The following is a 24,196-nucleotide window of genomic DNA, read 5'->3' as shown; positions in this document are numbered from 1 at the left end:
GGGGCAAGTACGAGGAAGGCGTTAGGGACGAGGCGACGATTGATTGGCCCGCGTGCGCCACCAGCCGACCACCTGTGCCACGAACACCGGCGCGCCCGCCACCAGATAGAGGTGGTAGCTGACCAGGCGCCAGACGATCACCGCCGCTGCGGCCTGCTCTCGGGCCATCAGCGGCAGCAGCAGGGCGCCTACGCTGACCTCCGCGGCGCCGGCGCCGCCCGGCAGTACGCTCAACTGGCTGGCGGCCATGGCCAGCATCTGCACCAGAAATGTCCAGGCCCAGTCGGCGCCGCCGCCGACCCCCACCACCGCCAGGTACAGGAGGCTATAGCGCGCCAGCCAGTGCAGGCAGCACAGCGCGAAGATCGCCATCAGCACGCCCTTGGGCAGCGCCAGCGTGGTCGCCAGGGTCCGGCGACAGCGCAGCAGGCGTCGGACCATCCAGCGCCTGGGCCCCGAGCCGACAAAGGGAGGGGGAGGGACATGGCGCAGCAGCCAGGGTAGCCACACGATCACCACCGCAAACACCACAAGCGCCAGCAGCAGCGCCGCCAGGGAGGCCTCGACCAGGGTCTGGTGAGGCCAGCTGGCCAGGCCGCTCATCGACAGCGACACCAGGACGCCCAGCATCAGGCTGAAGAACAGCATGTCGGCGAGTTGATCGACCAGAAAGATGGCCGAGGCCTGGGCCGGCGGATAGCCGCGTCGTGCCAGCAGCCACAGCAGGGTGGCGACGCCACCGCCCCCAGCGGGGGTGGCACACAGCGCGAACTTCGACGACATCTCGATCGCCAGGGCGCCACCCTGACCGAGGCGGCCGGCTCGTCCGTCGAGCATCAGTCGCAGGCGCGCCGCGTTGAGGTTCCAGCAGATCACCGCCAGCACCACCATCAGCGCCAGCAGGGGCAGCGGGAAGGCGATGACCGCAGTGAAGGTGCCGGCGCCTCCCAGCCACCACGGCAGCAGCAGGGTGATGGCCAGGGTCAGGATCAGCAGGGCGGCCTTCCACCACAGGCGCGATCGCATCCCGGCAGGGGCGCGCAGGCTCCTGTCCAGCGATGGTGTTGGCCCAAACCTAGCCATGGCGCCGATCGCGCGGGCAGACCGGATCGATGACGGCTTCGTAGTGGTTGAGCAACGAAACCATCACCTTGTCCCAGTTGAACTGGCGCTCGACGAAGCGCCGAGCGTGGCGCCCGGCCGAGCGTGGATCATTGGCGAACAGCGCCTCGGTAGCCTCGGCCATGGCGGCTGCCGAGTGTGGCTGACATAGCACGCCGCCGCCCAATGGCACGTTCTCGATCAGCGCACCGGCCCTGGCGCCGATCACCGGGATGCCGCTGGCCATGGCTTCCTGGGCGATCAGCCCGAAGGTCTCGCGGGTGCCCGCGTGCAGCAGGGCATCACTGGAGGCGAGCGCACGGGCGACTTCGTGAACGCCGACGCAGCGATTGATGACGCTGACGTTGGCGGGCACCTCGGTGGGCATGCCGGGGCCCATCAATAGCAGGTGGTAGGGAGGCCCAAGGCGCCTGGCGGTGTCCAGCAGCACCTCGATGTTCTTTTCTCGTGAGTAGCGCCCGACGAACACCAATAGACGGCTGTCATTGTCCAGGCCCAGCTTGCGCCTGAGCTCGGGATCGCGCCTGTCCGGGTGAAAGGTCGACAGATCGACGCCAAGGGGCTGCACCCGCACCCGTTTGACGCCCCAGGACGTCAGACGGTCGGCCATCGCCTGGCAGGGCGCCAGCACGCTGTCGAAGCGGCGGTAAAGGTCGACCACGTAGCGCTCCAGCCGTCGCTGCACCATCGGCCCGAAGCGATCCCCCATCAACCGAGGAAGGTCCGAGTGGTAGAAGCCCACCACCGGCACGCCGAGACGCTGGCCGGCGTCCAGTGCCGCCCAGGCGGTGACGTAGGGGTCGCCGGCTTCGATCAGATCCGGCGATAGCTCCACCAGGGCGTCGCGCCAGGGCCGGCGGCGCAGCGGAAAGCGGTAGCTCTGGCCCAGCGGGATGCGCAGTGCAGGCAACTGGTGATGGTCGCCGAGGCTGTCTCGCTCGGCCCCCGGCACCAGCAGACTGGTGCGCAGCTGCGGGAAGCGCGAAAACACCCGGTGTTTGGCTTGAAGGTAGGTGCGTACGCCGCCGCTGGCGGGGGCGTGAAACATGGTGACGTCGGCGAGATGCAAAAGGGGCCTCCATGGCGAGCGCGTCATTGCCATGAGCCTACGAGGGAAATAAGTCAGTTCAGCGACAGGGAAAGGTGCCTGGAAGAATCGCCCGGGCGGAGAACGAAAAACGGCGACCCGAAGGTCGCCGTTTTCTGTACTTCCAGGTCGATAGCGGTGTTACCGCCGCGACCGAGCAGGAAGGATCGCTCAGGCGGCGGGCTGGGCCACCAGTGAGCGGGTCTCTTCCTTGGCTTCGGTCAGGGTGACGCGTACCGCGTCGCCGAGCTTGAAGCGCTCCTCGCCCTCAATCTGGATGCGGCCTTCCTTGTCGTCGACCACCACCTTGTCGCGATCTGCGTGCATCAGCGGTGCCGGCACGAAGGCGGTGGCGCCGTTGGCGGTCAGGCGTACCCGCATGCCGCCGCGGTTGATGGCGATGATCTCGGCATCGAACACGTCCTGCTGCTTGGCCGCCGGGGTCAGGTAGCGCACGTAGAGCCAGTCCTTGACGTCGCGCTCGGCCAGGCGGTTGAGGCGACGACGCTCGGTGAGCTGCTCGGTCAGCTCGACGCTGGCCTCCTTCGGCGCCTGCTCGCCCTTGAGCACGCGCTTGATCAGGCGGTGGTTGACCATGTCGCCGTACTTGCGGATCGGCGAGGTCCAGGTGGCGTAGGCGGCCAGTCCCAGGCCAAAGTGCGGGCCCGGCTGGGCGGACATGGCGGTAAAGCCCTGGAACTTGCGCAGGCGGGCGTCGAGCCAGGCATCGTCGCGGCTTTCCAGCGCACGCTTGAGCTCCTTGTAGCGCGACAGGTCGGTCAGCGCCTCACGCTCGACGGCGATGTCCTGGGTCGCCAGGAAGCTCTGGGCGGCCTCGGCCTTGTCGTCCTCGAAGGCACGATGGACGTTGAAGATGCCGTGACCGACCTTGTCGGCCAGCAGCGCCGCACAGCAGGCGTTGGCGGCGATCATCGACTCTTCGATCATGCGGTTGGCGATGCGCCGCTCTTCGGTGCGGATCGCCAGCACGTTGCCGGCCTCGTCCAGGTCGAAGACATAGTCGGGACGGTCCTTGAACACCAGGGCGTGCTCCTGACGCCAGGCGGTGCGTGCCTCGGTCAGATCGCGGAGGGCCTTGAGCTGTTCACCGATGATGTCGTCGGGTGCCCATTCGCCCTGGCCCTCGAGCCAGTCAGAGACGTTGTCGTAGACCAGGCGAGCCTGTGAACGCGCGGTGGCAGCGAAGAACTGATAGTCACCGAGGCTGCCATCGGCGTTGACGTCCAGGCGACAGGCCAGCACCGGGCGCTCCTGGCCCTCGTGCAGCGAGCACAGATCGTCGGCCAGCTGCTCGGGCAGCATGGTGACGTTCTGGCCCGGCAGGTAGACGGTGAAGGCGCGGGTGCGGGCCTCCAGGTCGGCGGCGTGGCCTTCCTCGACGTAGGCGGTAGGGTCGGCGATGGCCACCGACAGGCGCCAGCCGCCGTCCTCACGGACCTCGACGCGCAAGGCGTCGTCCATGTCCCGGGTCTTCTCGCCGTCGATGGTGAAGAAGGGCTCGGCGGTCAGGTCCTCTCGCTCCAGGCCTTCGTCGCGCAGCGGCCAGTCGTTGCCGGCGTCGGGGCATTCCTGCTCGAGGGCGTGGCGGGCCAGGGTGACGCGCCAGGGCACTGCGGGATCATCGGTCTTGGCCACCAGCTCGTCGATCTGGGTAAAGAAGGCGCGATCGTCGGGCTTGAGCGGGTGGCGCACCAGACGCGCCACGACCCAGTCGCCGTCACCGATGGCGTCTTCCTCAAGGCTGCGCTTGATGCGTGCCTTCATGGCGGTCTTGATCGACGGGTGATCAGGCACCACCGCCAGTCGTCCATCGCGCTTCTGCACCCGGGCAACGAAGCGCTGCATGTTGCTCTCGATCAGGGTGTCGGGTTCCACCGACTTGCGCTCGCCTTCCTCGTGCAGCACTGCCTCGACGCGGTCGCCGTGCAGCACCTTCTTCATGGCGGGGGGCGGCACGAAATAGGACGCACCGTCCTCGCACTCGAGGAAGCCGAAGCCCTTTTCGGTGGCTTTGATGACACCCGTGACGCGGGGGGTGTTATCGCGGATCTGTTGCTTGAGCTGAGCCAGCAAGGCGTTGTTCTGCAGCATGGTCACGATCGAGTGGCGGGAATAAGGGGGCCACTATACGGATTGTTGCAGCCCTGGCCAAACCCCGTGGAGCCCGAGGCCACAAATCAAGGGGTTGGAAACGGCATTCGGCAAAATTTCACCGCTTCCTGTGCGGCATCCTTGCTACGCCTCCTTTCGCTCCCGTGGGAATACCTCGGTAGAGGAGTTGAGGGGGCGTGTGGGTCGCCGTGAAATGCACAGTCAGGGTTCGACCAATGTGGTATTAGATTGGTATTCAATTGGTCTCTAGGTGGAGCTATAGTGGTTATCACCAAGCTCCCAGGGACCACGCCGCCATGGATTCACGATTCGAGCACCTGCACCTCGACGCCTCGCTTGCCACGCCACTGTACCGCCAGCTGGCCAACGGCCTGGAGGCGGCCATCCGCAGTGGCAGCTGGCGCGCCGGAGAGGCGCTGCCGTCGGAACGCAACCTGGCCGAGGCGTTGGCGGTGTCACGCATCACGGCGCGCAAGGCCCTCGACCAGCTGGAGGAAAGCGGCCTGATCCGACGCGACCGCGGCTCCGGCACCTTTATTCGCCCCAGCATGGATCAGCCGCTGACCCGACTGGCGAGTTTCAGCGACATGCTGATCCAGCGGGGGTTTTCGCCGCGCTCCGAGTGGCTGCGACGCGAGCGCTGCCAGCCGAGCTCCGAGGAGAATCTACGCCTGGGATTGTCGAGCAATGCCCAGGTGTCGCGACTCAAGCGCCTGCGTCTGGCCGATGACGTGGTGATGGCGGTGGAGGAGAGCTGCCTGCCGGTCACGGTGTTGCCGGACCCCATGGCGGTCGACGTCTCGCTGTATCAATGGCTCGAGCAGGCTGGTCGCCCCATCGTGCGTGCCCGTCAGCAGGTCACCGCGGTCAATGCCGACGCCGAACTCGCCGGGCTTGCCCAGGTGGCCGAAGGCCAGGCTCTGCTCAAGGTGACGCGGCTGGGCTACCTGGCCGACGACACCCCGGCGGAGCTGACCATCACCTACTGCCGTACCGACTACTACGACTTCACCGTCGAACTCGCCCGCTAGGAGACCGCCATGAGTACCGCTCCCACCCGCCTTGCCGGCAACGTGCTGACCCCCGAGGGCTGGCGCCTGGGTGAGATTCGGCTGGAACAGGGCCGGATCGCCGCCATCGAGGGCTCCCCCGTGGACCCCTCTACCAATGATGCCCCTCGGCTGATCCCCGGCTTCGTCGACCTGCACGTGCATGGTGGTGGCGGAGCCGACGCCATGGAGGGGCGCGAGGCCGTCTCGACGCTCGCCCGCACTCACCTGCGCTTTGGCACCACCAGCCTGCTGGCGACCACCATGACCGCGCGCCCGGAAGAGGTGCGAGCGGTGCTGGGCGAGATCTCAGGCTATATGGAAGCCCCGGACCCCGCGGCTTCCCGGGTGCTCGGCGTACACCTCGAAGGGCCCTTCATCAATCCTGGCAAGCTCGGCGCCCAGCCGGCCCACGCCCAGGTCGCCAGCGTCGCCGAAATGGATGAACTGATGGCGTTGGCGCCCATCCTGCTGATCACCCTGGCACCGGAAATCAGCGGCCATGGCGAGGTGATCCGTCACCTCACCGACAAGGGCGTGCGCGTCCAGCTGGGCCATACCCTGGGCAGCTACGAAGAAGGTGTCGAGGCGCTGTCCCACGGCGCCTGCGGCTTTACCCACCTGTTCAACGCCATGACCGCGCTGCACCACCGCAAGCCGGGCATGGTCGGGGCGGCGCTGGCCCACGCCGAGTACGCCGAGATCATTCCCGATCTGCTGCATGTACATCCCGGCGCCATTCGCACCGCGCTGCGCTGCATTCCGCGGCTCTATGCGGTGACCGATTCCACCGCGGCGGCTGGCATGCCCGACGGCGACTACCGCCTGGGCGAGCAGAAGGTGACCAAGTGCCTGGGCGGCGTGCGTCTGGCCGACGGCACCCTGGCCGGCAGCACCCTGACCATGGATCAGGCGCTGCGCAACTTCGTCAGTGTCGGGCTCAGCCTGGCCGAGGCCTCGGATCGGCTGTCGCGCTTTCCCGCGGACTTCCTCGGGCGCCGTGACATCGGCCGCCTGGAGGCCGGGGCCCGCGCCGATATCGTGACCCTCGACCCCGAACTCACCCTTACCTCTGTCCATCTGGACGGTCGTCTTGTCTCTGGAGAATCCCATGTCACTCATGCTTGAAGAGGCGCTGAACGCGCCGGAACGCCTGCGCGGTCAGTTGACGCGTAACCAGACAGTGCTGCGGGAACTGGGTGATCGCCTGCGTGCCGAGCCGCCGACAGGCGCCGTCACCGTGGCCAGGGGCAGCTCTGATCACGCCGCCAGCTATCTCGCCTACCTGTGCATGCAGACTCGCGGCATTCCGGTGGCCTCGCTGCCGCCGTCACTGTCGACCCTGTCGCGTACGCCCTGGCGATTGGCCGGCCAGCTGTCCATCGCCATCTCCCAGTCGGGCCAGAGTCCCGACCTGGTGGCGAGCCAGGAGGCGCTGAAGCAGGGTGGCGCCACCACCATCGCGCTGGTCAATACGCCGGAGTCACCACTGGGCCGGGCGAGCGATCTGGAAGTGCCGCTGTTTGCCGGTGAAGAGAAGAGTGTGGCGGCCACCAAGAGCTTCCTGGCGACCCTGTCCGCCGGTGCCCAGCTGATGGCCCACTGGAACGAGAGCGCCATGCTGCTGGGGGCGCTCAATGAGCTGCCCGACCGCCTCACCGACGCCGCCGCCCAGGACTGGAGCCCGGCGGTAGAGGCGCTCAAGGACGCCGATCGGCTGATGGTCATCGGCCGCGGTACCGGTCTTGGCATCGCCCAGGAGGCGGCGCTCAAGTTCAAGGAAACCTGCGCCATTCAGGCAGAGCCCTTCAGTGGCGCCGAGGTCAAGCACGGCCCCATGGCGCTGATCGAGCCAGGCTATCCGGTACTGGTGTTCGCCCCCTCCGGCGCCGAACAGCAGGGCTTGCTGGAGCTGGCCGAGTGGCTCGAGAGCGTGGGTGCCAAGGTGCTGCTGGCCGCCGACGACCGTGTGGCCAAGCGCCATCTGACATTGACCTCGGCGGGTCACGAGGCGCTGGAGCCGCTGTCGGTGATCCAGAGCTTCTATCCGATGGTGGCCCGCCTGGCCGAGGCTCGCGGTATCGATCCAGATCAACCGAGGCACCTGCGCAAGGTGACCTGCACGCTCTAATCACTACGACAATCATACGGAGCCGATCATGACTTCCAGCAATGTCACTCTGGTGGCGCCGGTCAAGGGGGTGGTAGTCCCCCTGGCCGACGTGCCGGACCCGGTTTTTGCCGAGGGTACCCTCGGCCAGGGCATCGCCCTGGATCCCCTGGGCGGTTGCCTGCACGCGCCCTGCGCCGGCGAGGTGATTCAGTGTGCCCGTACCCATCACGCCTTCACCATCAAGAGCGACGAGGGCGTCGAGGTACTGGTTCATCTTGGCCTCGACACCGTCGCCCTCGAAGGCAAGGGCATCGAGCCCTGCGTCAGCCTGGGCCAGCGCATCGAGGCGGGCGAGCCGCTGTGCTACTTCGATGTGGATCAACTGGTATGCGAGGCGGTATCGCTGGTGACACCACTGGTGGTGCTGGATGCCGGAGGTCGTGAGTGGGTGTCGCTGGACCTGCGTGCCGGCGATATCGTCCAGCGCGGTGATCCGCTGGTGGTGCTGGGCCCCGAAAGGCTTGCCGATGATGTCACCGATGAAGAAGGCGGCGATGACCAGGCGCTGGAGCGCTCTCTGGTACTGGCGATCGAGTCAGGGTTGCACCCCCGGCCGGCGGCACGCCTGCGTGCCATCGCGCGTGATCACCAGGTGAGCCTGAGCCTGCTGCGCGACGCTCGCACGGCCAGTTCGGATAGTGTCAGCGCCCTGATGAACCTGGGGCTCGAGTGCGGTGACGAGGTGGTCATCAGAGTAAAGGGGCGTCAGGCCGACGCGGCCCTGGCGGCAGCGATGGCGCTGTTGACCACGCCGGAAGGGCATGGCCCAGGACAGGCGGAGGCCGCCACATCATCGGCAGCGCCCAGCGTCGATCTGCCCGCCGGACAGCTCGCAGGTCTTGTGGCCAGCGCCGGGATCGCGACCGGTCCGCTGGCGACACTGTCGGTCAAGTTACCCGAGGTGCCGCTGGAAGGGCTGGGGCGCAAGCTGGAAAGTCCGCGTCTGAAAGAGGCGCTCGAACGCGTCGGGCGCCAGCTGGAGGCCGCCCGAGAGCGCGCCGAACGCAGCGGTCAGACCGCCGAGGCGGAGGTGTTCGAGGCGCACCAGGCGTGGCTTGAAGACCCTGACCTGGTGGCCTCGTCGATCAGCCGCCTGGAAGAGGGACTAAGCCCTGGCCAGGCCTGGCGCGAGGCGCTGGATGCCGAGGCCGATCGGCTGCGGGCCACTGGTAACCCCATCCTGGTCGGGCGGATCGCCGACCTGCGTGATCTGCAACGCCAGGTGATGCTGGAATTCAGCGAAGGCGAGGGCAGCGGGTTCGGTGATATCACCCCCGGCGCCATCGTCGTCGCAGAGGATCTGACACCGTCCACCTTCGTCGATCTCTGCGCCCTGGCGCCTGCAGGGGTATGCCTGGCCGCCGGAGGCACCACCTCCCACGTGGCCATCATGGCCAGGGCCAGGGGAGTACCGTGCCTGGTCGCCATGGGCAGTGGCCTGATGGAAGCAACCGAGTCGTGTCTGGATCGGGCGGTGGTGCTGGATGCCGACAACGGCCGGCTGGAACTCGAGCCCGACCAGGCGCGCCGCGACCAGATTGTGGCGGACATCGCCGCCCGTCAGGCGCGCGCCGAGGAAGAACGCGCCGAGGCTCACCTGGAGGTGGTCACCCGGGACAACCGCATGGTCGAGGTGGCGGCCAATATCGGCAGCGCCGAGGAAGCCCGCCAGGCCAGCGACTGTGGCGCCGATGGCGTCGGCCTGATGCGCTCCGAGTTTCTTTTTCTGGGGCGTGACGCAGCGCCGGACGAGGACGCCCAGCGCCAGGAGTACCAGGCCAGCGTCGATGCGCTGGGGTCCAGGCCGGTGATCATCCGAACCCTGGATATCGGCGCCGACAAGCAGTTGCCGTATCTCACCTTGCCCGCCGTCCCCAATCCGGCGCTGGGCGTGCGCGGCATGCGCCTGTGGCAGACCCAACCGGCTCTGCTGGACACCCAGTTGAGGGCCTTGCTCGGGGTCAAGCCCTTGCGTCATCTGCGCATCATGGTGCCGATGGTCAGCGACGCCAGCGAACTCGAGTGGGTACGCGAACGCATGGAGGCGCTGGCCGCCGAGATGCGGCTGACCGAACTGCCGCTGCTCGGTGCCATGATCGAGGTGCCCAGCGCAGCGCTGTGCTCCGCCGCCATGGCCAAGGTCGCGGACTTCCTGTCGATCGGCACCAATGACCTGACCCAATATGGCCTGGCCATGGACCGTGAGGATCCTCAGCTGGCGGCCCAGGCCGACGTGCTGCATCCCGGGGTGCTGCGGCTGATCCAGGCCACCCTGTCGGGCACCGCCAACCGCTGCCCGGTGGGGGTGTGTGGCGCAGCGGCGGGTGACGACCTGGCCGGCCCGCTGCTGGTGGCCATGGGCGTGTCGGAATTGTCGGTGGAGCCGTCGCGTATCGCTTCGGTCAAGGCCCGCCTGCGCAGACTTGATGCCGCCGTGATCGCGCGTGAAATCGACACCCTGCTGGCGATGCCCGATGCAGCCTCGGTGCGCAAGGCACTGGCACCGCTGGTGGACGCCGCCCTCGACGTCGAACCCACTCCCGAGAGGATCCTGACATGACCACCTCCTTTGGTTCACGCCTGATGGCGGCACTTCAGCTGCTCGGGCGCTCCTTGATGCTGCCGATCGCGGTACTGCCGGTGGCCGGCCTGCTGCTGCGCCTGGGCCAGCCGGACCTGCTGGACATCGCCTTCGTCGCCAGCGCCGGTCAGGCGATCTTCGCCAACCTGGCGTTGATCTTCGCCATCGGCCTCGCCGTTGGCTTTGCCGACGACAGCAACGGCGCGGCGGGGCTCGCCGGGGTGATCGGCTATCTGGTGCTGGACGCGGTGCTGCAAAGCCTCAACCCCGAGATCGACATGGGGGGGCTGGCCGGCATCATCATGGGTACCGTGGCCGGGCTTCTGTACAACCGCTTCAAGGCGATAAAACTGCCTGACTATCTGGCCTTCTTCGGCGGACGGCGCTTCGTGCCCATCGCCACCGGCCTTGCCGGGGTGGTGCTGGGGATCGCCTTCGGCTGGGGCTGGCCGCCGATTCAGCACGCTATCGACACCCTGGGACACTGGCTGATCGACGCCGGCGCCTTTGGCAAGTTCGTCTACGGTGCGCTCAATCGACTGCTGATCGTCACCGGCCTGCACCACGTGCTCAACAGCTTTGTGTGGTTCGTGTTCGGCAGCTTCGGTGACGCCACAGGTGACCTCAATCGCTTCTTCGCCGGTGACCCGGCGGCGGGTGGTTTCATGGCCGGCTTCTTCCCGGTGATGATGTTCGGTCTGCCGGCGGCGGCACTGGCCATGTACCACACCGCAGACAAGGGCCGTCGCGCCCAGGTCGGCGGGCTCTTGATGTCACTGGCGCTGACCGCCTTCCTGACCGGGGTGACCGAACCGATCGAGTTCACCTTCATGTTCCTGGCGCCGCTGTTGTACGCCTTCCACGCGCTGATGACCGGGCTGAGCATGGCGATCATGCAGTGGCTCGACGTCAAGCTTGGCTTCACCTTCTCGGCCGGCGCCTTCGACTACGCCCTGTCCTACGGTCTGTCCACCAACGGCTGGCTGATGCTGCCGGTGGGACTGGCGATCGGTAGCGTCTACTACGTGCTGTTCCGTTGGGCGATCGTGCGCTTCGATCTGCCGACGCCAGGGCGTGAGCCGATGGACGAGGGCGCCAAGGTACAAGCCGAGGACCTGGGCGAGCGGGGGCCGGCCTTCGTCACGGCGCTCGGCGGTGCCGCCAACCTCGAGGCCGTCGGTGCCTGCACCACACGCCTGCGGCTGGTGCTCAAGGAGCCGGAGCAGATCGACGAGCCGGCACTCAAGGCGCTGGGCTCGCGTGGCATCATGCGCCTCGGCGGAGGTGGCATCCAGGTCATCCTGGGCCCCATCGCCGACAGCGTGTCCGATGAGATCCGCGCTGCCATGGCCGCCGAGGGCCAGACCCCGCCGGTGGGCGCCGACCCCGCACCTATCGCCACCGGCGTCCCCAAGGTGGTGAGCGCCAAGAGTCTCAATGACGAGCAGATAGACGCCTGGACCCGAGCGCTGGGTGGCTCGGACAACGTTCGCGCGCTGGAAGCCCGGGCAGCGACCCGTCTGCGCCTGGAGGTCGGCAGCGACGGTGCGCTGGACGAGCAGGCGCTGGCGGCAGCTGGGTTGTCACGGCGTGATGCGAGTAGCCGATGGCGTCTGGCACCTGGTGGTGGGCAAGGACGCCGAGGCCCTGGCCGGTGGTCTGCACCAGGCTGGGCTGGCAGCCCGCTGAGTGGTAGCCCGCTGGGTGGTAGGTGGCGAGTGTGATGCGCCCGCCACCTGCGGTCATCTCGCCTTACCGCCAGCGGCGGCACACTTCAGGGTGTGCCGCCGCTGGCGTTCTACGCCTGGCCATCTGGTGTAGACTTCCCCGTTCCCCCTGAAGACCCGGAGTCGCCATGCTGCCTCACCTGATCGTGTCCGACCTCGACGGTACCCTGCTGGGTGCCAACCATGACCTGGCCGAGCTGACCGTCGAGACCCTGCGTCGACTGGCCACCGATGGCCACAGCATCGCCCTGGCCTCGGGCCGTCATCATCGCGACATGATCGGCTTTCGCGATCGCCTGGGGGTGGACGCCCATATCATCTCCAGCAACGGCGCCTGGACACTGGACCCGAACGGCCGCTGCGTGCGGTCGGCGCACCTCGCCCCGGAGCTGGTCGAGGCGCTGATCCAGTTGCCGCGTCATCCCGACGTACGCCTCAACATGTACCGCGACGAGGCCTGGGTGATCGATGATCACGCCCCGGGCCTGCTGTCGCTGCACGAGGCCACCGGCTTTGGCTACCGGGTGGAAGGACCGGGAGAGATGGACGTCCAGGGGGTCGGCAAGGTGCTCTATATCGGTGACCCCAGTCTGCTCGCCGATATCGAAGCCGGCGCCCGGGAGGCGGCAGGCGAGGCGCTTCACATCACCTACTCGATGAGTCATTCGCTGGAGATCATGGCCGCCGGGGTCAACAAGGGCACCGCCGTCTCGGCACTGCTTGACGACCTCGGCATCCCCGCCACCCGTTGCCTGGCCTTCGGCGACAACCTCAATGATCTGGAGATGCTGGCGCTGGCCGGCGAGGCCCAGGTGATGGCCAACGCCCATCCCAGGCTGGCCGAGGACCTGCCCGAGGCCCGCGTGATCGGTCACCACGCCGAGGCAGCGGTGGCCCAGCACCTGCGGCAGCGGTTTGGACTGGACGGCTGACGGGGCGGCCGAGGCAAAGGCAGCGCGCTACACTGAGGCCACACTTGGGGCAGTGGTGGGGCGGCGGGCTAGGGCTTGTCTGAAAAGTGCCTGCGCTCGGTAATACGGCGTTAAAAATCGGCTGGTGCGCCAGCCCGGTCAAAATGCTCATTTACACCCCGTAAACTGCGCTTTCTCACCGATTTTTGCCTTGTCTAACCTTCGCTCGTCGACTTTTCGGACAGCGCCTAGCGCCGTCATACCGAGGTCTTGCATCCCCCGTAACAGGAGGCAGTGATGAACGGATTTGACCCGATGTTTCTCGATCGCCATGTGCGCGACACCATGGCGTTCTATCATCCGCGGGCGATCGATCCGCACGGCGGTTTCTTCCAGTATTTTCGTGACGATGGCCACATCGTCGACGCCGGACATCGGCACCTGGTCTCCAGTACGCGTTTCGTGGTGACCTACGCTCGCTTCGCGCGGCAGACCGGCAATCCCGAGTATCTGCACTGGGCCCGCCATGGCCTGGCGTATCTCGAAAAGGCCCACTTCCAGACGCGCCACCAGGGCTACGCCTGGACCCTGCGCGATGGAAAAGTCGAAGACCCCACCCATCACTGTTACGGCCTGGCCTTCGTGCTGCTGGCCTACGCCGAGGCCTATCGCGCCGGCATCGATGAAGCCTACGAGGGTATCGGTCGGGTACACGCCATGCTCGACAAGCGCTTCTGGGAACCCCAGTGGCAGCGCTTCGCCGATGAAGCAGATGAGCACTGGAATCTCAGCGACTATCGCGGCCAGAACGCCAACATGCATGGCTGTGAGGCGCTGATCGCCGCCTTCGAGGCCACCGGCGAGACACCCTATCTGGACCAGGCCATGGCCATCGCCCGCGCGATCACCAAGGCCAGCGATGACCATCCCCATGGCTGGATCTGGGAGCACTACAACCGCCAGTGGCAGCGCGACTTCGACTACAACCGCGACGATCCCAAGCATCTGTTCCGTCCCTGGGGCTATCAGGTGGGCCACCAGACCGAATGGGCCAAGCTGCTGGTGCTGCTGGCACGCTATCGCGACGATGCCTGGTTGATCCCCACCGCCGAGCGGTTGTTCTCGAGCGCCTGCGAAGCGGGCTGGGACAGGACCCATGGCGGCCTGGTCTATGGCCTGGATCTCGACGGGCAGGTATGTGACGGCGACAAGTACTTCTGGGTCCAGGCGGAGAGCTTCGCCGCGGCCGCCGTGCTCTGGGAGGTCACTGGCAAGGCCAGCTATCGACGCTGGTACCAGCGGCTGTGGGACTACAGTTGGCAGCACATGATCGACCACCACCATGGCGCCTGGGTGCGTATCCTGACGCCGGACAATCGTCGTTACGACAACCTGAAGAGCCCTGCCGGCAAGGTCGACTACCACACCATGGGCGCCTGTCAGGAAGTCATGGAAGTGCTCGAGCGGCTGGATCGCTAGGCATCTGTCTTCGGCGCCGGCCGATGCCATGTCATTGCCGGCGCTCCACACCGTCCTGGGCCGTCAGGCGTCCTTCTTCGGTGCCTCCATGCGCCTGAGCTGGCGCCACAGATCGCGGCGCAGGTCCGCCACTCGGGGGCGCTCGTCAGGGTCGAAGGCCAGCGGGCGCACCAGACGCTGGGTGCGCAGCCCCAGACGTGCCCCCAGCAGCCCCACGCCGAGGCCCTGGGCGGCGCGGGTGGACAGCCGCCCTGCCAGGTCCAGCGACAGCATCTGCATGCTGGCGTCGGCGGCAAGCTCGGTGGCGCCGGCGAAGGCCATCTGATAGAGCACGCTGCGCAGCAGGCGTACCCGGGCGGCGTAGCCCAGTTCCAATCCGTAGAGTCGGCACAGGCGATCGATCATCGCCAGGTGGCGCCAGGCCACCAGTGCCATGTCGACCAGGGTCAGCGGGCTGACCGCCACCATCACGGCGGTTTCTCCGCTCATGCGCGAGATCAGCCGGCGCGCTTCCCGGTCACGGGGGGCGAGCAGATGGTGGGCCACCAGCGCCTGCAGGTCACGGCCGTCGTGGTGGTCTTCACGGGCCGCCTCGAAGGCCAGCCAATGGGGATCGTCGTCGCCGAGGGCCAGCTGATGCTTGAGCCGTCTGACCATGGACAGTGCGTCCCTGGGGGAGCGCGACGGCAATTCGGCCAGGGATTCACGCAACTGATCGTGGCGCTTGAGGCGCCTGAGGCGAAACAGCTCCCGGCTCAGGGCGAGCCCGCCAAGGCCGATGGTGGCAAATCCCAGCAGTTGCCAGCCGGTGGCGATCAGGTCACCGCCTGCCAGGGTAGCGGGGACCCCGGTCACCAGTTCGGCGCCGCCCAGTCCCACCGCCGCTCCCAGCACTGCGATCAGGCCCCAGCGGCGCTTGCGTGGGCGTCCCAGAGAACCCTCGAGGTCGACCTTGGTATCGGCTTGTGGCGCCTCGGCCGGGGTCAGCGCTCGGCTGTCCAGGTGATCGTCGAAGCGCAGGCCCGGACGCGGGTCACTGAAGGTGGTGTTGTCGACGCCGGCAGCGGAGGGCGCATCGTCGTCATCGGCGAAGCGTACCGCAGGGCGCGGGTCGTCACGGCTATCTCGAGTCATGCGAGCTTGTCTCCAATCAGCCAGTCCAGCGCCAGGTCCATGCGAATATGGGGCAGCGCACCGGTGGTCGAGGGCTGAGGGCGGAAGGCGGTGAAATCGAACCCCTGGCGATCCCAGAAGGCCGGGTCAGGCAGGCGGCTGGGCACCTCGCCGGGGAAGGCCAGCAAGGGCTCGCCTTCCAGGGTGACGCCCTTGAGCGCGGGGGATTTCCTGCCCTGGTGGGTGACCTCGCGGGCCTCGGTGGCGCGAATGGCCGCCAGCGACATGGCCTTGACCGGAATATTGGCGTACTTGAGGTTCTTCAGCGGCTCGGCCAGCAGTGCCTCGAGCAGCCCGACCAGACGGGCATGCTGTTCCGGGGTCACGTGGTCGGCCTTGGTGGCGGCGATGGCGAGGCGGTCGATACGCGGCGTGAACAGCCGCGAGAACAGGCTGCGCTGGCCGTAGTTGAAGCTCTGCATCAGACGATGGAGCGCCTTGGACAGATCCTCGAAGCGTTCCGGCCCGGCGTTCAGTGCCCCCAGCACGTCCACCAGCACGATCTGGCGATCGAAGCGCCGGAAGTGCTCGCGGTAGAACGGCTTGACGATATGTTGCTGGTAGTAGCTGAAACGCCGGGCCAGGGTACGGTAGACGCTGGTCTCGGGCAGCCGTTCGAGGTCCTCAGGCGATGCCTGCTCCAGCCCCGGCAGGGGGAAGAACTGCAGCACCGGGGCGCCGGACAGCTCCCCCGGCAGCAGAAAGCGGCCGGGCTGAAGGTCGGAGAAGCCGGCCTCCCTGGCGGCGCGCAGGCCTTCTGCGTAGCGCTCGCTGATCTCCGCCAGGCGGGCCTCGTCGGCCTCGTCGTCGAGCCGAAGTTCACGCACCGCGCTTTCCCAGTCGGCCAGCATGGCGCGCCTTGCTGGCCCCGCCGCGTCCCACTGGGCGAGGCTCCAGCTCAGGAAGTCGTGGTCCAGCAGCGGCAGGTCGAGCAGCCACTCGCCAGGATAGTCGAACAGGTCCAGGGTCAACTCGGCGGTATCGGGTCGCAACCACTGCTGGCGACCGGGGCGATAGCGAATCTTCAGGCGCAACTCGCTGATGCCACGGGTGGGCTGGGGCCACTCGGGAGGCGTGCTCTCGAGGCTGGCGCGGGCTCGGTCGAAGGGAAACCTGGGGACCGCGAGATCCTGCTGGGAAACGCGCTGGGCGCCCAGCAGGCGCCCCTCGCGGCTGGCCGTGAGCAGGTCGAGCCGCGCCTCGAGCCCGGCGTGACGCAACTGGTCCACCAGGGAGGTCAAGAATGCCGTCTTGCCGGCCCGAGATAGCCCGGTCACCGCCAGACGCAGCTGGCGGTCTCGGCCGCGCTCGATCAGGTCCATCAGATCACGGGTCAGGTCCGTTGGCATTGCCACTCCGTCGGTGAAAGTTATTCCTTAATCTGGGGGCGACCGGCGTCAAAGGCAAGACGCTGCGCCGCGATCAGTATCAGCGGCAGGGCAGCCATCGGCAACAGCCACAGATTGAGCGTCTGCCAGCCCAGCCACTGGATCAGCGGGCCGGCCGCCAGGGCGGTGATCGCCGCAGTAGAAAACACCAGGAACTCGTTGGCGGCCTGAACACGGGCCTTTTCTGCGGGCAGGTGACACTCGGTCAGAAGGCCAGTGGCCGGCAGAAAGGTAAAGTTCCAGCCCAGTCCCAGCAGGATCAAGGTGACATTGAAGCCCGCCAGGCTGGAGGGTGCCAGGGCGCTGAGGGCACTGGCGCAAAGCAGCACACAACCCAGCGCGATCATGCGTGTCGTGCCGAACCGCTGGGTCAGTTGGCCGGTGAAGAACGAGGGCGCGAACATCGCCAGCACATGCCACTGAATCGTCATCGAGACGTGGTGAAAGGCGTGGCCATCGGAGGCCATGGCCAGGGGGGTAGCCGTCATGGCCAGGTTCATCACGCCGTAGCCGATCATGGCGGCGAGTACCGCAAGCCAAAGCTTGGGCTGTGCCAGCAGCTCCCCGAGCGGACGTCTCTTGCCATGACGGGTGCTCGGGTCCAGCGGGGGCAAAGGTACCACCAGCAACAGGGCCAGGGCGATGAGGTAGAGCGCTCCCAGGCCGATGAAGCTTCCGAGAAAGGGCGTCGTGACAGCATCCTGACTGATACGCGCAAGCCAGGGGCCGAAGAAGGCGGCCAGCACACCACCGCCCATGACCAGACCGATGGCCCTGTCCCTGGCGCCGCTCGGGGCCAGCTCGATCGCCGCGAAGCGATAGAGCTGACCGAAGCCGATGCCCACGCCAATTGCCATGGTCGCCACGGCGAAGGCGGCGAAGTGATTGGCCAGCAGCGCCAGGTAGGCGGCTACCGTGCCGGCGAAGCCGATCAGGTTGCCGATCACGAAGCCTCGCTTGCGCCCCAATCGGCCCATGATCAAGGAGGCCGGCAGGGTGGCGAGCATCAACCCCAGCCACTGAGTCGCCACCGGCAGGGTGGACAGCCAGGGCGAGGGCGCCAGGCTCTGGCCGATCAGCGGTGAGACGGCGATCAACAGAATGTTGCCGCTCACCAGCAGCGCCTGACACAGCGACAGCAGAAGCACACCGCCGGGGAGGCGGGATGAAGTCACAGGGGGCATGGCGGAGTCTCCGGTAATGAAGGTCGTGGATAAAAAAGACTGAGGCGGTAGCTCAGCGATGGTTCGCTGAATCGGCGCCGAAGCGCGCACGGTAGACCGATGGCGAAACGCCATAGTGGCGATGGAACTGGCGTCTCAGTTGTTCGCTGGTGCCCAGGTGCCAACGTGAAGCGAGGCGTTCCAGCGAGGTTTCGCCACGCACCAGTTCGCGCCGAGCCGCCTCCAGGCGCAGTCCGGTGAGGTACTCGCCGGGACTGGTGTCCAGGTGGTGGCGAAACAGCCGGGTCAGGTGGCGTGGGGTGATCTTCAGGCTGTCGGCCATGTTCTCCAGATCGAAGGAGCCGCCGGGGTCGGCGTGCAGCCGATCGATCAACGGGCGCAGACGGGGGCCGCAACGATGCTGGCGAGACAGCAGTTCGCTGAACTGGGACTGGCCGCCGGGGCGATGGAGGAACATCACCAGTTCGCGGGCCACCGCTGCGGCGGCTTCTGCGCCCAGATCACTCTCGACCAGCGACAGCGCCAGGTCGATGCCGGCGGTGACCCCGGCGCTGGTGTAGCGCCCGCCGTCATGGACGTAGAGCGCATCGGCCTGGACTCTTACCTGCGGAAAGTCGTCGGCAAGCCGTCGACAGTGGCGCCAGTGGGTGGTGGCGCTGCGTCCGTCGAGCAGGCCAGCATCGGCCAGCAGGAAGGCGCCGGTGCAGACGGCGCCCAGGCGCCCGAGGTGCGGCGCCACCCGCGTCAGTCGTTCGCGCCAGCGCTGTTGCTGGCACTGGACGAAGACGCCGTGGCCCCCGGCGATGAGCAGGGTGGTCAGGTCGCGGCCGTTGCCGCCAGCATCGGGGGCCTCGTCGAGTTCGCTCTCCCACCCTTCCCAGTCAAGATCCGGCAGCAGTCGCAGACCGCCGTTGGTGACCAGTTCGCTCGCACTTCGGCCGATCAGACGTAGCCGGTAGGCAGTCTTGCCCAGCACGTCGTTGGCGCTGGCGAAGACCTGCCAGGGGCCGCTGACGTCGAGCATCTGACAGTCGGGGTAGGCCAGCAGGGCGACGTTTCGAGTCGTGGTCACGATGGGGGCTCCAGAGAAGGGGGACGCACCTGACAACGGCGCGACAGCGAGTCTCTGGAGTCTGGGGGAGGTCAGGAATGTCGGCAAGGACCATTACCCCACCGATATGGACATGCGGTGTCCACAACGACGACGCCCCGCCTTGACAGGGCGGGGCGTCGCGGTCAGAGCAGACCGTGGTGACGGTCAGGTTCTGGTCCGTCGGAGATCGGGAGCATCAGCCGGCAAAGGCCAGGTAGATGGCGATGACCAGGATGACCAGCACGATGCCCGCCGGCACGGCGCCCTTCCAGGGCGTCAGGTCGACGGCGCCCACGTCCTCCTGCTTCCAGGCCTCGGCGCGCGGGCGCAGCTTGCCGATCACCAGCATCAATGCCACCAGCAGCACGAACACCAGGGCGACGAAGTGGAACTCGTGCATGATCACCGGCAGCTTGTTGAAGGGCGGGATGAAGTAGCCACAGAAGATGGCCAGACAGCCACCCACCAGGGCGATCTTGGCCGCCATGGGGGGCACACGACGGGTCAGCAGGCCGACCACCACCACCGCCAGGATGGGGATGAAGTAGATGGCGTTCATCTTCTGCAGGTAGCCGAACAGGCTTTCCTGACCGGCCAGCAGCGGCGCGATGATCATCGCGGAGATGGCCATGATCCAGCCGAACACCTGGCTCGACTTGACCACCTGAGCCTCGGTGGCGTCCTTCTTCAGTACCGCCTTGTAGAGGCCCAGACTGAACAGGGTGGTGGTGGAGTTCAGCGCCGAGTTGAAGGAGGACAGGATGGCGCCGACCATCACCGCGGCGAAGAAGCCGGTGAGCGGCGCAGGCAGCACGTTGAACACCAGGTGGCCGTAGGCCGCGTCAGCCTTGACGCCCTGATCGGCGTACAGGTGGTAGGCGATGATGCCCGGCAGGACCAGGTACAGGGGCCCCAGCAGCTTGAAGAAGCCGGTCAGCAGCACGCCCTTCTGGCCCTCGGCCAGGTTCTTGGCGGCGAAGGTCCGCTGGATGATCTGCTGGTTGGTGGTCCAGTAGAAGACGTTGATCAGGAAGACGCCGGTGAACAGGGTGAAGAAGGGGACGCTCTGCTCGCTGCCACCGATGGAGTTCATCTTGTCGGGGTTGGATTCCTTGAGGATCTCCCAGCCGGCGAGCACACCGCCGCTGTCGCTGACCGCCTGAAGGCCGAAGTAGACGATCACGAAGCCACCGATCAACAGGCCGACGCCATTGAGGGTATCCGACACGGCAACGGTGCGCAGGCCCCCGAACAGGGCATAGATGGAGCCGATGATGCCGACGATCCACACCGTCAGCCACAGCAGGGTGGTGCTGGATTCGATGCCGGTGAGCCCGGACAGGTCGAGCATGCCCTGCAGGCCGATGGCGCCGGAGTAGAGGATGATCGGCAGCAGTACCACCGCGTAGGCGATCAGAAAGATCACGTTGGTGATCAGCTGGGTGCCCTTGTCGAAGCGAATCTCGAGCAACTGGGGCAGGGTGGCGATGCCGCTTTTCAGAAAGCGCGGCAGGAAGAACAGCGCCAGCGCCACCAGCGCCATGACCGCCACCACCTCCCAGGCCATCACGCTGAGGCCATCGGTGAAGGCGGAGCCGTTGAGGCCGACCATCTGCTCGGTGGACAGGTTGGTCATCAACAGCGAGCCGGCGATCAGCGGGAAGGTCAGGCTGCGTCCCGCCAGGAAGAAGCCGCTGGTGCTTGAATGGTCGTCACGGCGGGTGATGCGCCAGGTGATGAAGGCGACCAGTCCTGTAAAGAACAGGAAGGACGCGAAGGTGAGTAGGGGCATGGTGTCATCCTTGCGGTCGTTGTCCGGTGCGGCGTGGTCGTGAGCCCCCCACAGGGGGCATGGCGATTACCGCACTTGGGTCGATGTCCGTGCCGAGCGCCAGCTGGCAGGCCAGTGGCGCCGACACCCAGGAAGTATCTTTGCAGCGCTTGCGTCATCCTGCCCGCTCCAGTGCATCTTTCGGCGTTGAAGCAGCGCGGGTTCGCGCAGTGTCGCATTGACGTCAAGTCGGTGGAAATTCCGAAAGTCTTCGTCTTTTTCCAGAAAGACGTCAAACTTAAAGGATTAAGTTGACCGACGGTTGCGTATTCCAACTACGTGATCGCAAGTCTAATCGGCTCGCCGTGGCGAGCCATACGTCTTTTGTCGCAGCGGGTCAGTTTGGCGGAGCTGCTGAAATCGGCACAGGCTCGATGATGCCGAACAGTTGCAGCAGTGTCGGCGTTGCCGCGATGATAAAGCCGCACAGGGCCAGCGCACGACCGGGCCATCGGCGCTGCGGGTGGCGTGCCAGGTGAAGGCCGAGCAGGCAGACCAGCAAGCCTGTGAGATGAAACACCACGGCGAGCGATCGAAGCAGTTCAAACGAGGTCATGGGCTGTCCCTGGGCATCCTGTGGCAGAGGGGCGACGTGGCGGAACCCGCGAGCGAAAGGGCGCGGCCGCCTGGGTCACAAGAGAGCGAAGGGGAGTCTGCCATGACCGACAGGGTGGTGCGAGCCGACGAAGTGATCGAGTTCTGGTTTCAGACGCTGACACCAAAACAGTGGTTCGCCAAGGATGATGCGCTGGATGGCCGTATCCGCCATGACTTCGGTGCGACCCTGGCGGCGGCGGCCGCCGGCGAGACCTGGCAGTGGCGTACCTCGGCCCGCGGGCGGCTGGCGGAAATCCTGGTGCTCGATCAGTTCTCTCGCAACATCTACCGTGGCGAGCCGCGAGCCTTCGCCTGTGACGGTCAGGCCCTGGTACTGGCCCAGGAGGCGGTGTCCCAGCGCGCAGATCGGGTGCTCGACCCTCCCTGGCGAGCCTTCCTGTACATGCCCTATATGCACAGCGAGTCGTTGCGTGTGCACGACGAGGCGCTGCGCCTGTTCGACCAACCGGGACTCGAGCACAACCTGCACCACGAACATCGCCACCGCGAGGTGCTGGTGCGTTTTGGTCGCTATCCTCAGCGCAATGAGGCGCTGGGACGAGCGTCCACCGCCGAGGAGCTGGCCTTTCTTGCCCAGCCCGGCAACCGATTCTAGACGCGACGAAGGGCCTGTCATCGGCGCTGACCCAGCGTCACCGGACGGTATTCGTGCTGTCGCGTCTCACATTACGTGACATATCCCTACTTTCGTATGCAATGATGTAATGGTATAGCTGTGAACGGTGAAGATCGTCCCCGGGCGATCGACGCGGCACCTCGCGCCCTGGTCAAAGGATTTGGTCGAAGGAGCGAGGGTGAACGATTCGCAAGTTTCCATTCAGTGACGAAAGGAGAACGCAATGAGCTTTATCGCGTGGTTGATCATCGGTGGTCTGGCTGGCTGGATAGCGGGCAACATCATGCGTGGCGGCGGCTTCGGCCTGCTCGGCAACATCGGCGTCGGCGTGGTGGGTGCCCTGATTGGCGGCCTGCTGTTCAGCCTGGTGGGGCTGTCCAGCGGCGGCTTTATCGGTTCACTGGTCACTGCGGTGGTGGGTGCCGTGGTGCTGCTGTGGGGTGTGGGCAAGCTACGCGGTTAGCGCGCTCTGATCAGCGACCGAATGGCGGCGACTCGCCGTCATCGCAAGGGGCCCGGTGCACTGCACCGGGCCCTTGTCGTAGGTGGCCCCTGCCAGGGGCCTGATGCACCGCTCAGCCGGCGCGCTGGGCCGGGTCCGGCAGGGTCGGGAAGCGCGGCGGATGCGCCTCGAGAAAGGCGTGGCAGGCGCGCAGTACCCGGGCGTCGTCGAACTTGCCGCCGGCCAGCTGGAAACCCACCGGCAGGCCACGGTCGGTGAAACCGCAGGGTACCGAGGCGGCCGGCTGCTGGCTCAGGTTGAAGGGGTAGGAGAACGGCGCCCACTCCTCCCAGTCGCGCATCTGGCTACCCGGCGGCACCTGGTGGTTGATCTCGAAGGGGCTGATCGGCACCGAGGGCGTCATCAGCAGGTGGTAGTCCTGGTTGAACTGCTCAAGACGCATGGTCAGCTCGGCTCGGGCCGCCTGGGCGCGAAACAGCTCCACGGCCTTCCACTCTTCTGCACGCAGGGCGTTCTCGTAGAGGCCGGGGTCCAGCTTGGCGCGTTCGCTGTCGCTGAGCTGCGAGACCATCTCCAGCGAGGCGGTGAACCACAGCCGCTGAAAGATCCATAGCGGCGAGGGCAGCTCTGGATCCACCTCGCAGATCTCCGCGCCCAGATCCCGCATGCGATCCGCCGCTTCTCTGACCCGTGTGGCGACCTGAGGGTCCACCTCGGCGAAGCCCAGATCGGTGGAAAAGGCGATGCGCAGTCCCTCGAGCCCCTTGCCGATATCCTGGCCCCAGTCCTCCGGCTGGCCCCGGGTGGCGTAGGGATCGACATAGTCGTAGCGGCCAATGACATTGAGCATCGCCACGGCGTCGTCGACGCTGCGGGCGATGGGCCCGATATGGGACAGCGTCGGTTCTTCCGCCGGCGGCCACTGGGGCGTCCAGCCGAAGGTCGGCTTGAAGCCGAACACCCCGCAGAAGGCGGCAGGAATGCGGATCGAGCCGCCGGAGTCGCCGCCCTGGTGCAACACCCCCATGTTGAGGGCCGCTGCGGCGGCAGCACCGCCGGACGAGCCTCCCGCGGTCAGGCGGGTATCCCAGGGGTTGCAGGTGGCGCCGAACACCCGATTGTCGGTGACCGCCTTCCAGCCGTCTTCCGGGGTGTTGGTCTTGCCCAGCAGGATGGCGCCGGCCTCTCTCAGGCGTTTCGCCGGTGGCGCGTCGGCATCGCAGGGCTCGCTTGAACCCAGCAGCGAGCCGTTGGACGTCGGCATGCCGGCCACGTTGGTCAGATCCTTGAGCGAGACCGGAACACCGTCGATCGGACTCAGCGGCTTGCCTTGGCCCCAGCGACGTGCCGACGCCTTGGCCGCCTTTTCGGCACCCTCGGCGTCGACGTAGGTGTAGGCATTGACGGCGTCGTTGAAGCGCTCGATGCGCGCAAGCGCCGCCCGGGTGGCTTCCAGGGGGGAGGCGTCGCCACTGCGATAGTGCTCCGTCAGCGCGGCAACGCCCAGAATGCCCAGTTCGTCCTCTTGCATGGTCGGGTCCCTCGCGTCCATGGATGGACCCTTACCC

Annotated in this window: 19 protein-coding genes; 9 read left to right on the top strand and 10 right to left on the bottom strand. The window is 66.7% G+C overall.

Translation table 11 applies throughout. The features are described from left to right. Positions 1-21 precede the first annotated feature (21 nt). The 3 genes from NKF27_RS14245 to NKF27_RS14235 all read right to left on the bottom strand — a co-directional run bounded on the left by NKF27_RS14245 (position 22) and on the right by NKF27_RS14235 (position 4,321). Positions 22-1,083 (bottom strand): lysylphosphatidylglycerol synthase transmembrane domain-containing protein, encoded by a 1,062-nt coding sequence (locus tag NKF27_RS14245; RefSeq protein WP_253552549.1) that lies wholly within the window; start codon positions 1,081-1,083, stop codon positions 22-24. Next, positions 1,076-2,191, bottom strand: a complete 1,116-nt coding sequence (locus tag NKF27_RS14240) for a glycosyltransferase (protein WP_253552547.1) — start codon at positions 2,189-2,191, stop codon at positions 1,076-1,078. Before NKF27_RS14240 ends, NKF27_RS14245 begins: the two co-directional genes overlap by 8 nt. 189 nt (positions 2,192-2,380) lie before the next feature. Beyond that, positions 2,381-4,321: an exoribonuclease II gene (locus NKF27_RS14235; RefSeq protein ID WP_253552545.1), complete on the bottom strand. Its 1,941-nt coding sequence runs from the start codon at positions 4,319-4,321 to the stop codon at positions 2,381-2,383. Between the two features lie 317 nt (positions 4,322-4,638). Here NKF27_RS14235 and NKF27_RS21180 point away from each other — a divergent pair, with 317 nt between their 5' ends. The 7 genes from NKF27_RS21180 to NKF27_RS14195 all read left to right on the top strand — a co-directional run bounded on the left by NKF27_RS21180 (position 4,639) and on the right by NKF27_RS14195 (position 14,262). Beyond that, a complete protein-coding gene (locus NKF27_RS21180) occupies positions 4,639-5,373 on the top strand; it encodes a GntR family transcriptional regulator (RefSeq protein ID WP_108133240.1) in 735 nt (244 codons plus the stop codon). A gap of 9 nt (positions 5,374-5,382) precedes the next feature. Continuing rightward, positions 5,383-6,519, top strand: coding sequence for an N-acetylglucosamine-6-phosphate deacetylase (gene nagA, locus NKF27_RS14220; protein WP_108449053.1), 1,137 nt, complete (start codon positions 5,383-5,385; stop codon positions 6,517-6,519). Further along, the gene (locus NKF27_RS14215; RefSeq protein ID WP_253552537.1) at positions 6,503-7,522 is read left to right on the top strand and encodes an SIS domain-containing protein; all 1,020 of its coding nucleotides are present in this window, start codon (positions 6,503-6,505) and stop codon (positions 7,520-7,522) included. Before nagA ends, NKF27_RS14215 begins: the two co-directional genes overlap by 17 nt. Before the next feature lie 28 nt (positions 7,523-7,550). Continuing rightward, entirely contained in the window at positions 7,551-10,124 is a 2,574-nt protein-coding gene (ptsP, locus tag NKF27_RS14210) for a phosphoenolpyruvate--protein phosphotransferase (protein ID WP_253552535.1), read from the top strand. Beyond that, positions 10,121-11,869, top strand: a complete 1,749-nt coding sequence (gene nagE / locus NKF27_RS14205; protein WP_253552533.1) for an N-acetylglucosamine-specific PTS transporter subunit IIBC — start codon at positions 10,121-10,123, stop codon at positions 11,867-11,869. The genes ptsP and nagE overlap by 4 nt, the downstream gene beginning before the upstream one ends. A 131-nt stretch (positions 11,870-12,000) precedes the next feature. Continuing rightward, the gene (locus NKF27_RS14200) at positions 12,001-12,804 is read left to right on the top strand and encodes a Cof-type HAD-IIB family hydrolase (protein WP_253552526.1); all 804 of its coding nucleotides are present in this window, start codon (positions 12,001-12,003) and stop codon (positions 12,802-12,804) included. A 276-nt stretch (positions 12,805-13,080) separates the two neighbouring features. Further along, positions 13,081-14,262, top strand: coding sequence for an AGE family epimerase/isomerase (locus tag NKF27_RS14195; protein ID WP_108449058.1), 1,182 nt, complete (start codon positions 13,081-13,083; stop codon positions 14,260-14,262). Positions 14,263-14,325: 63 nt separating this feature from the next. Here the strand turns inward: NKF27_RS14195 and NKF27_RS14190 are convergent, their stop codons facing one another. The 6 genes from NKF27_RS14190 to NKF27_RS14165 all read right to left on the bottom strand — a co-directional run bounded on the left by NKF27_RS14190 (position 14,326) and on the right by NKF27_RS14165 (position 21,487). Then, entirely contained in the window at positions 14,326-15,396 is a 1,071-nt protein-coding gene (locus NKF27_RS14190; protein WP_253552524.1) for a YcjF family protein, read from the bottom strand. Next, positions 15,393-16,784 (bottom strand): YcjX family protein, encoded by a 1,392-nt coding sequence (locus tag NKF27_RS14185; RefSeq protein WP_253552522.1) that lies wholly within the window; start codon positions 16,782-16,784, stop codon positions 15,393-15,395. Before NKF27_RS14185 ends, NKF27_RS14190 begins: the two co-directional genes overlap by 4 nt. A 20-nt stretch (positions 16,785-16,804) precedes the next feature. Next, positions 16,805-18,007: an MFS transporter gene (locus NKF27_RS14180; protein WP_108449061.1), complete on the bottom strand. Its 1,203-nt coding sequence runs from the start codon at positions 18,005-18,007 to the stop codon at positions 16,805-16,807. Positions 18,008-18,059: 52 nt separating this feature from the next. Continuing rightward, entirely contained in the window at positions 18,060-19,079 is a 1,020-nt protein-coding gene (locus NKF27_RS14175) for a GlxA family transcriptional regulator (protein WP_253552520.1), read from the bottom strand. A gap of 217 nt (positions 19,080-19,296) precedes the next feature. Then, complete coding sequence (locus NKF27_RS14170; protein WP_045992933.1) at positions 19,297-20,892, bottom strand: solute:sodium symporter family transporter; 1,596 nt, start codon at positions 20,890-20,892, stop codon at positions 19,297-19,299. 376 nt (positions 20,893-21,268) lie between these two features. Then, positions 21,269-21,487, bottom strand: a complete 219-nt coding sequence (locus NKF27_RS14165; RefSeq protein ID WP_045992932.1) for a hypothetical protein — start codon at positions 21,485-21,487, stop codon at positions 21,269-21,271. Between the two features lie 102 nt (positions 21,488-21,589). Here NKF27_RS14165 and NKF27_RS14160 point away from each other — a divergent pair, with 102 nt between their 5' ends. Together NKF27_RS14160 and NKF27_RS14155 are read left to right on the top strand one after the other, a co-directional pair. Continuing rightward, positions 21,590-22,144 (top strand): DUF924 family protein, encoded by a 555-nt coding sequence (locus NKF27_RS14160; RefSeq protein ID WP_108133249.1) that lies wholly within the window; start codon positions 21,590-21,592, stop codon positions 22,142-22,144. Positions 22,145-22,388: 244 nt separating this feature from the next. Further along, positions 22,389-22,628, top strand: a complete 240-nt coding sequence (locus NKF27_RS14155) for a GlsB/YeaQ/YmgE family stress response membrane protein (RefSeq protein WP_045992930.1) — start codon at positions 22,389-22,391, stop codon at positions 22,626-22,628. A gap of 112 nt (positions 22,629-22,740) precedes the next feature. On the opposite strand, the gene NKF27_RS14150 is transcribed toward NKF27_RS14155, so the two are convergent. After that, entirely contained in the window at positions 22,741-24,159 is a 1,419-nt protein-coding gene (locus NKF27_RS14150; RefSeq protein ID WP_045992929.1) for an amidase, read from the bottom strand. Positions 24,160-24,196: the final 37 nt, after the last annotated feature.

The sequence above is a fragment of the Halomonas sp. DN3 genome, from assembly GCF_024137905.1.
GTDB lineage: Bacteria > Pseudomonadota > Gammaproteobacteria > Pseudomonadales > Halomonadaceae > Halomonas > Halomonas litopenaei.
The sequence above is the reverse complement of the archived record's forward strand: the minus strand, read 5'-3'. Positions and strand labels throughout refer to the sequence as shown.

What these genes read in the sequence shown, in the direction of transcription:
- NKF27_RS14245 (WP_253552549.1), bottom strand. Translation starts at nt 1,083, where the DNA reads ATGGCTAGGTTTGGGCCAACACCATCGCTGGACAGGAGCCTGCGCGCC.
- NKF27_RS14235 (WP_253552545.1), bottom strand. Translation starts at nt 4,321, where the DNA reads ATGCTGCAGAACAACGCCTTGCTGGCTCAGCTCAAGCAACAGATCCGC.
- NKF27_RS21180 (WP_108133240.1), top strand. Translation starts at nt 4,639, where the DNA reads ATGGATTCACGATTCGAGCACCTGCACCTCGACGCCTCGCTTGCCACG.
- nagA (WP_108449053.1), top strand. Translation starts at nt 5,383, where the DNA reads ATGAGTACCGCTCCCACCCGCCTTGCCGGCAACGTGCTGACCCCCGAG.
- NKF27_RS14215 (WP_253552537.1), top strand. Translation starts at nt 6,503, where the DNA reads ATGTCACTCATGCTTGAAGAGGCGCTGAACGCGCCGGAACGCCTGCGC.
- ptsP (WP_253552535.1), top strand. Translation starts at nt 7,551, where the DNA reads ATGACTTCCAGCAATGTCACTCTGGTGGCGCCGGTCAAGGGGGTGGTA.
- nagE (WP_253552533.1), top strand. Translation starts at nt 10,121, where the DNA reads ATGACCACCTCCTTTGGTTCACGCCTGATGGCGGCACTTCAGCTGCTC.
- NKF27_RS14200 (WP_253552526.1), top strand. Translation starts at nt 12,001, where the DNA reads ATGCTGCCTCACCTGATCGTGTCCGACCTCGACGGTACCCTGCTGGGT.
- NKF27_RS14195 (WP_108449058.1), top strand. Translation starts at nt 13,081, where the DNA reads ATGAACGGATTTGACCCGATGTTTCTCGATCGCCATGTGCGCGACACC.
- NKF27_RS14190 (WP_253552524.1), bottom strand. Translation starts at nt 15,396, where the DNA reads ATGACTCGAGATAGCCGTGACGACCCGCGCCCTGCGGTACGCTTCGCC.
- NKF27_RS14185 (WP_253552522.1), bottom strand. Translation starts at nt 16,784, where the DNA reads ATGCCAACGGACCTGACCCGTGATCTGATGGACCTGATCGAGCGCGGC.
- NKF27_RS14180 (WP_108449061.1), bottom strand. Translation starts at nt 18,007, where the DNA reads ATGCCCCCTGTGACTTCATCCCGCCTCCCCGGCGGTGTGCTTCTGCTG.
- NKF27_RS14170 (WP_045992933.1), bottom strand. Translation starts at nt 20,892, where the DNA reads ATGCCCCTACTCACCTTCGCGTCCTTCCTGTTCTTTACAGGACTGGTC.
- NKF27_RS14165 (WP_045992932.1), bottom strand. Translation starts at nt 21,487, where the DNA reads ATGACCTCGTTTGAACTGCTTCGATCGCTCGCCGTGGTGTTTCATCTC.
- NKF27_RS14160 (WP_108133249.1), top strand. Translation starts at nt 21,590, where the DNA reads ATGACCGACAGGGTGGTGCGAGCCGACGAAGTGATCGAGTTCTGGTTT.
- NKF27_RS14155 (WP_045992930.1), top strand. Translation starts at nt 22,389, where the DNA reads ATGAGCTTTATCGCGTGGTTGATCATCGGTGGTCTGGCTGGCTGGATA.
- NKF27_RS14150 (WP_045992929.1), bottom strand. Translation starts at nt 24,159, where the DNA reads ATGCAAGAGGACGAACTGGGCATTCTGGGCGTTGCCGCGCTGACGGAG.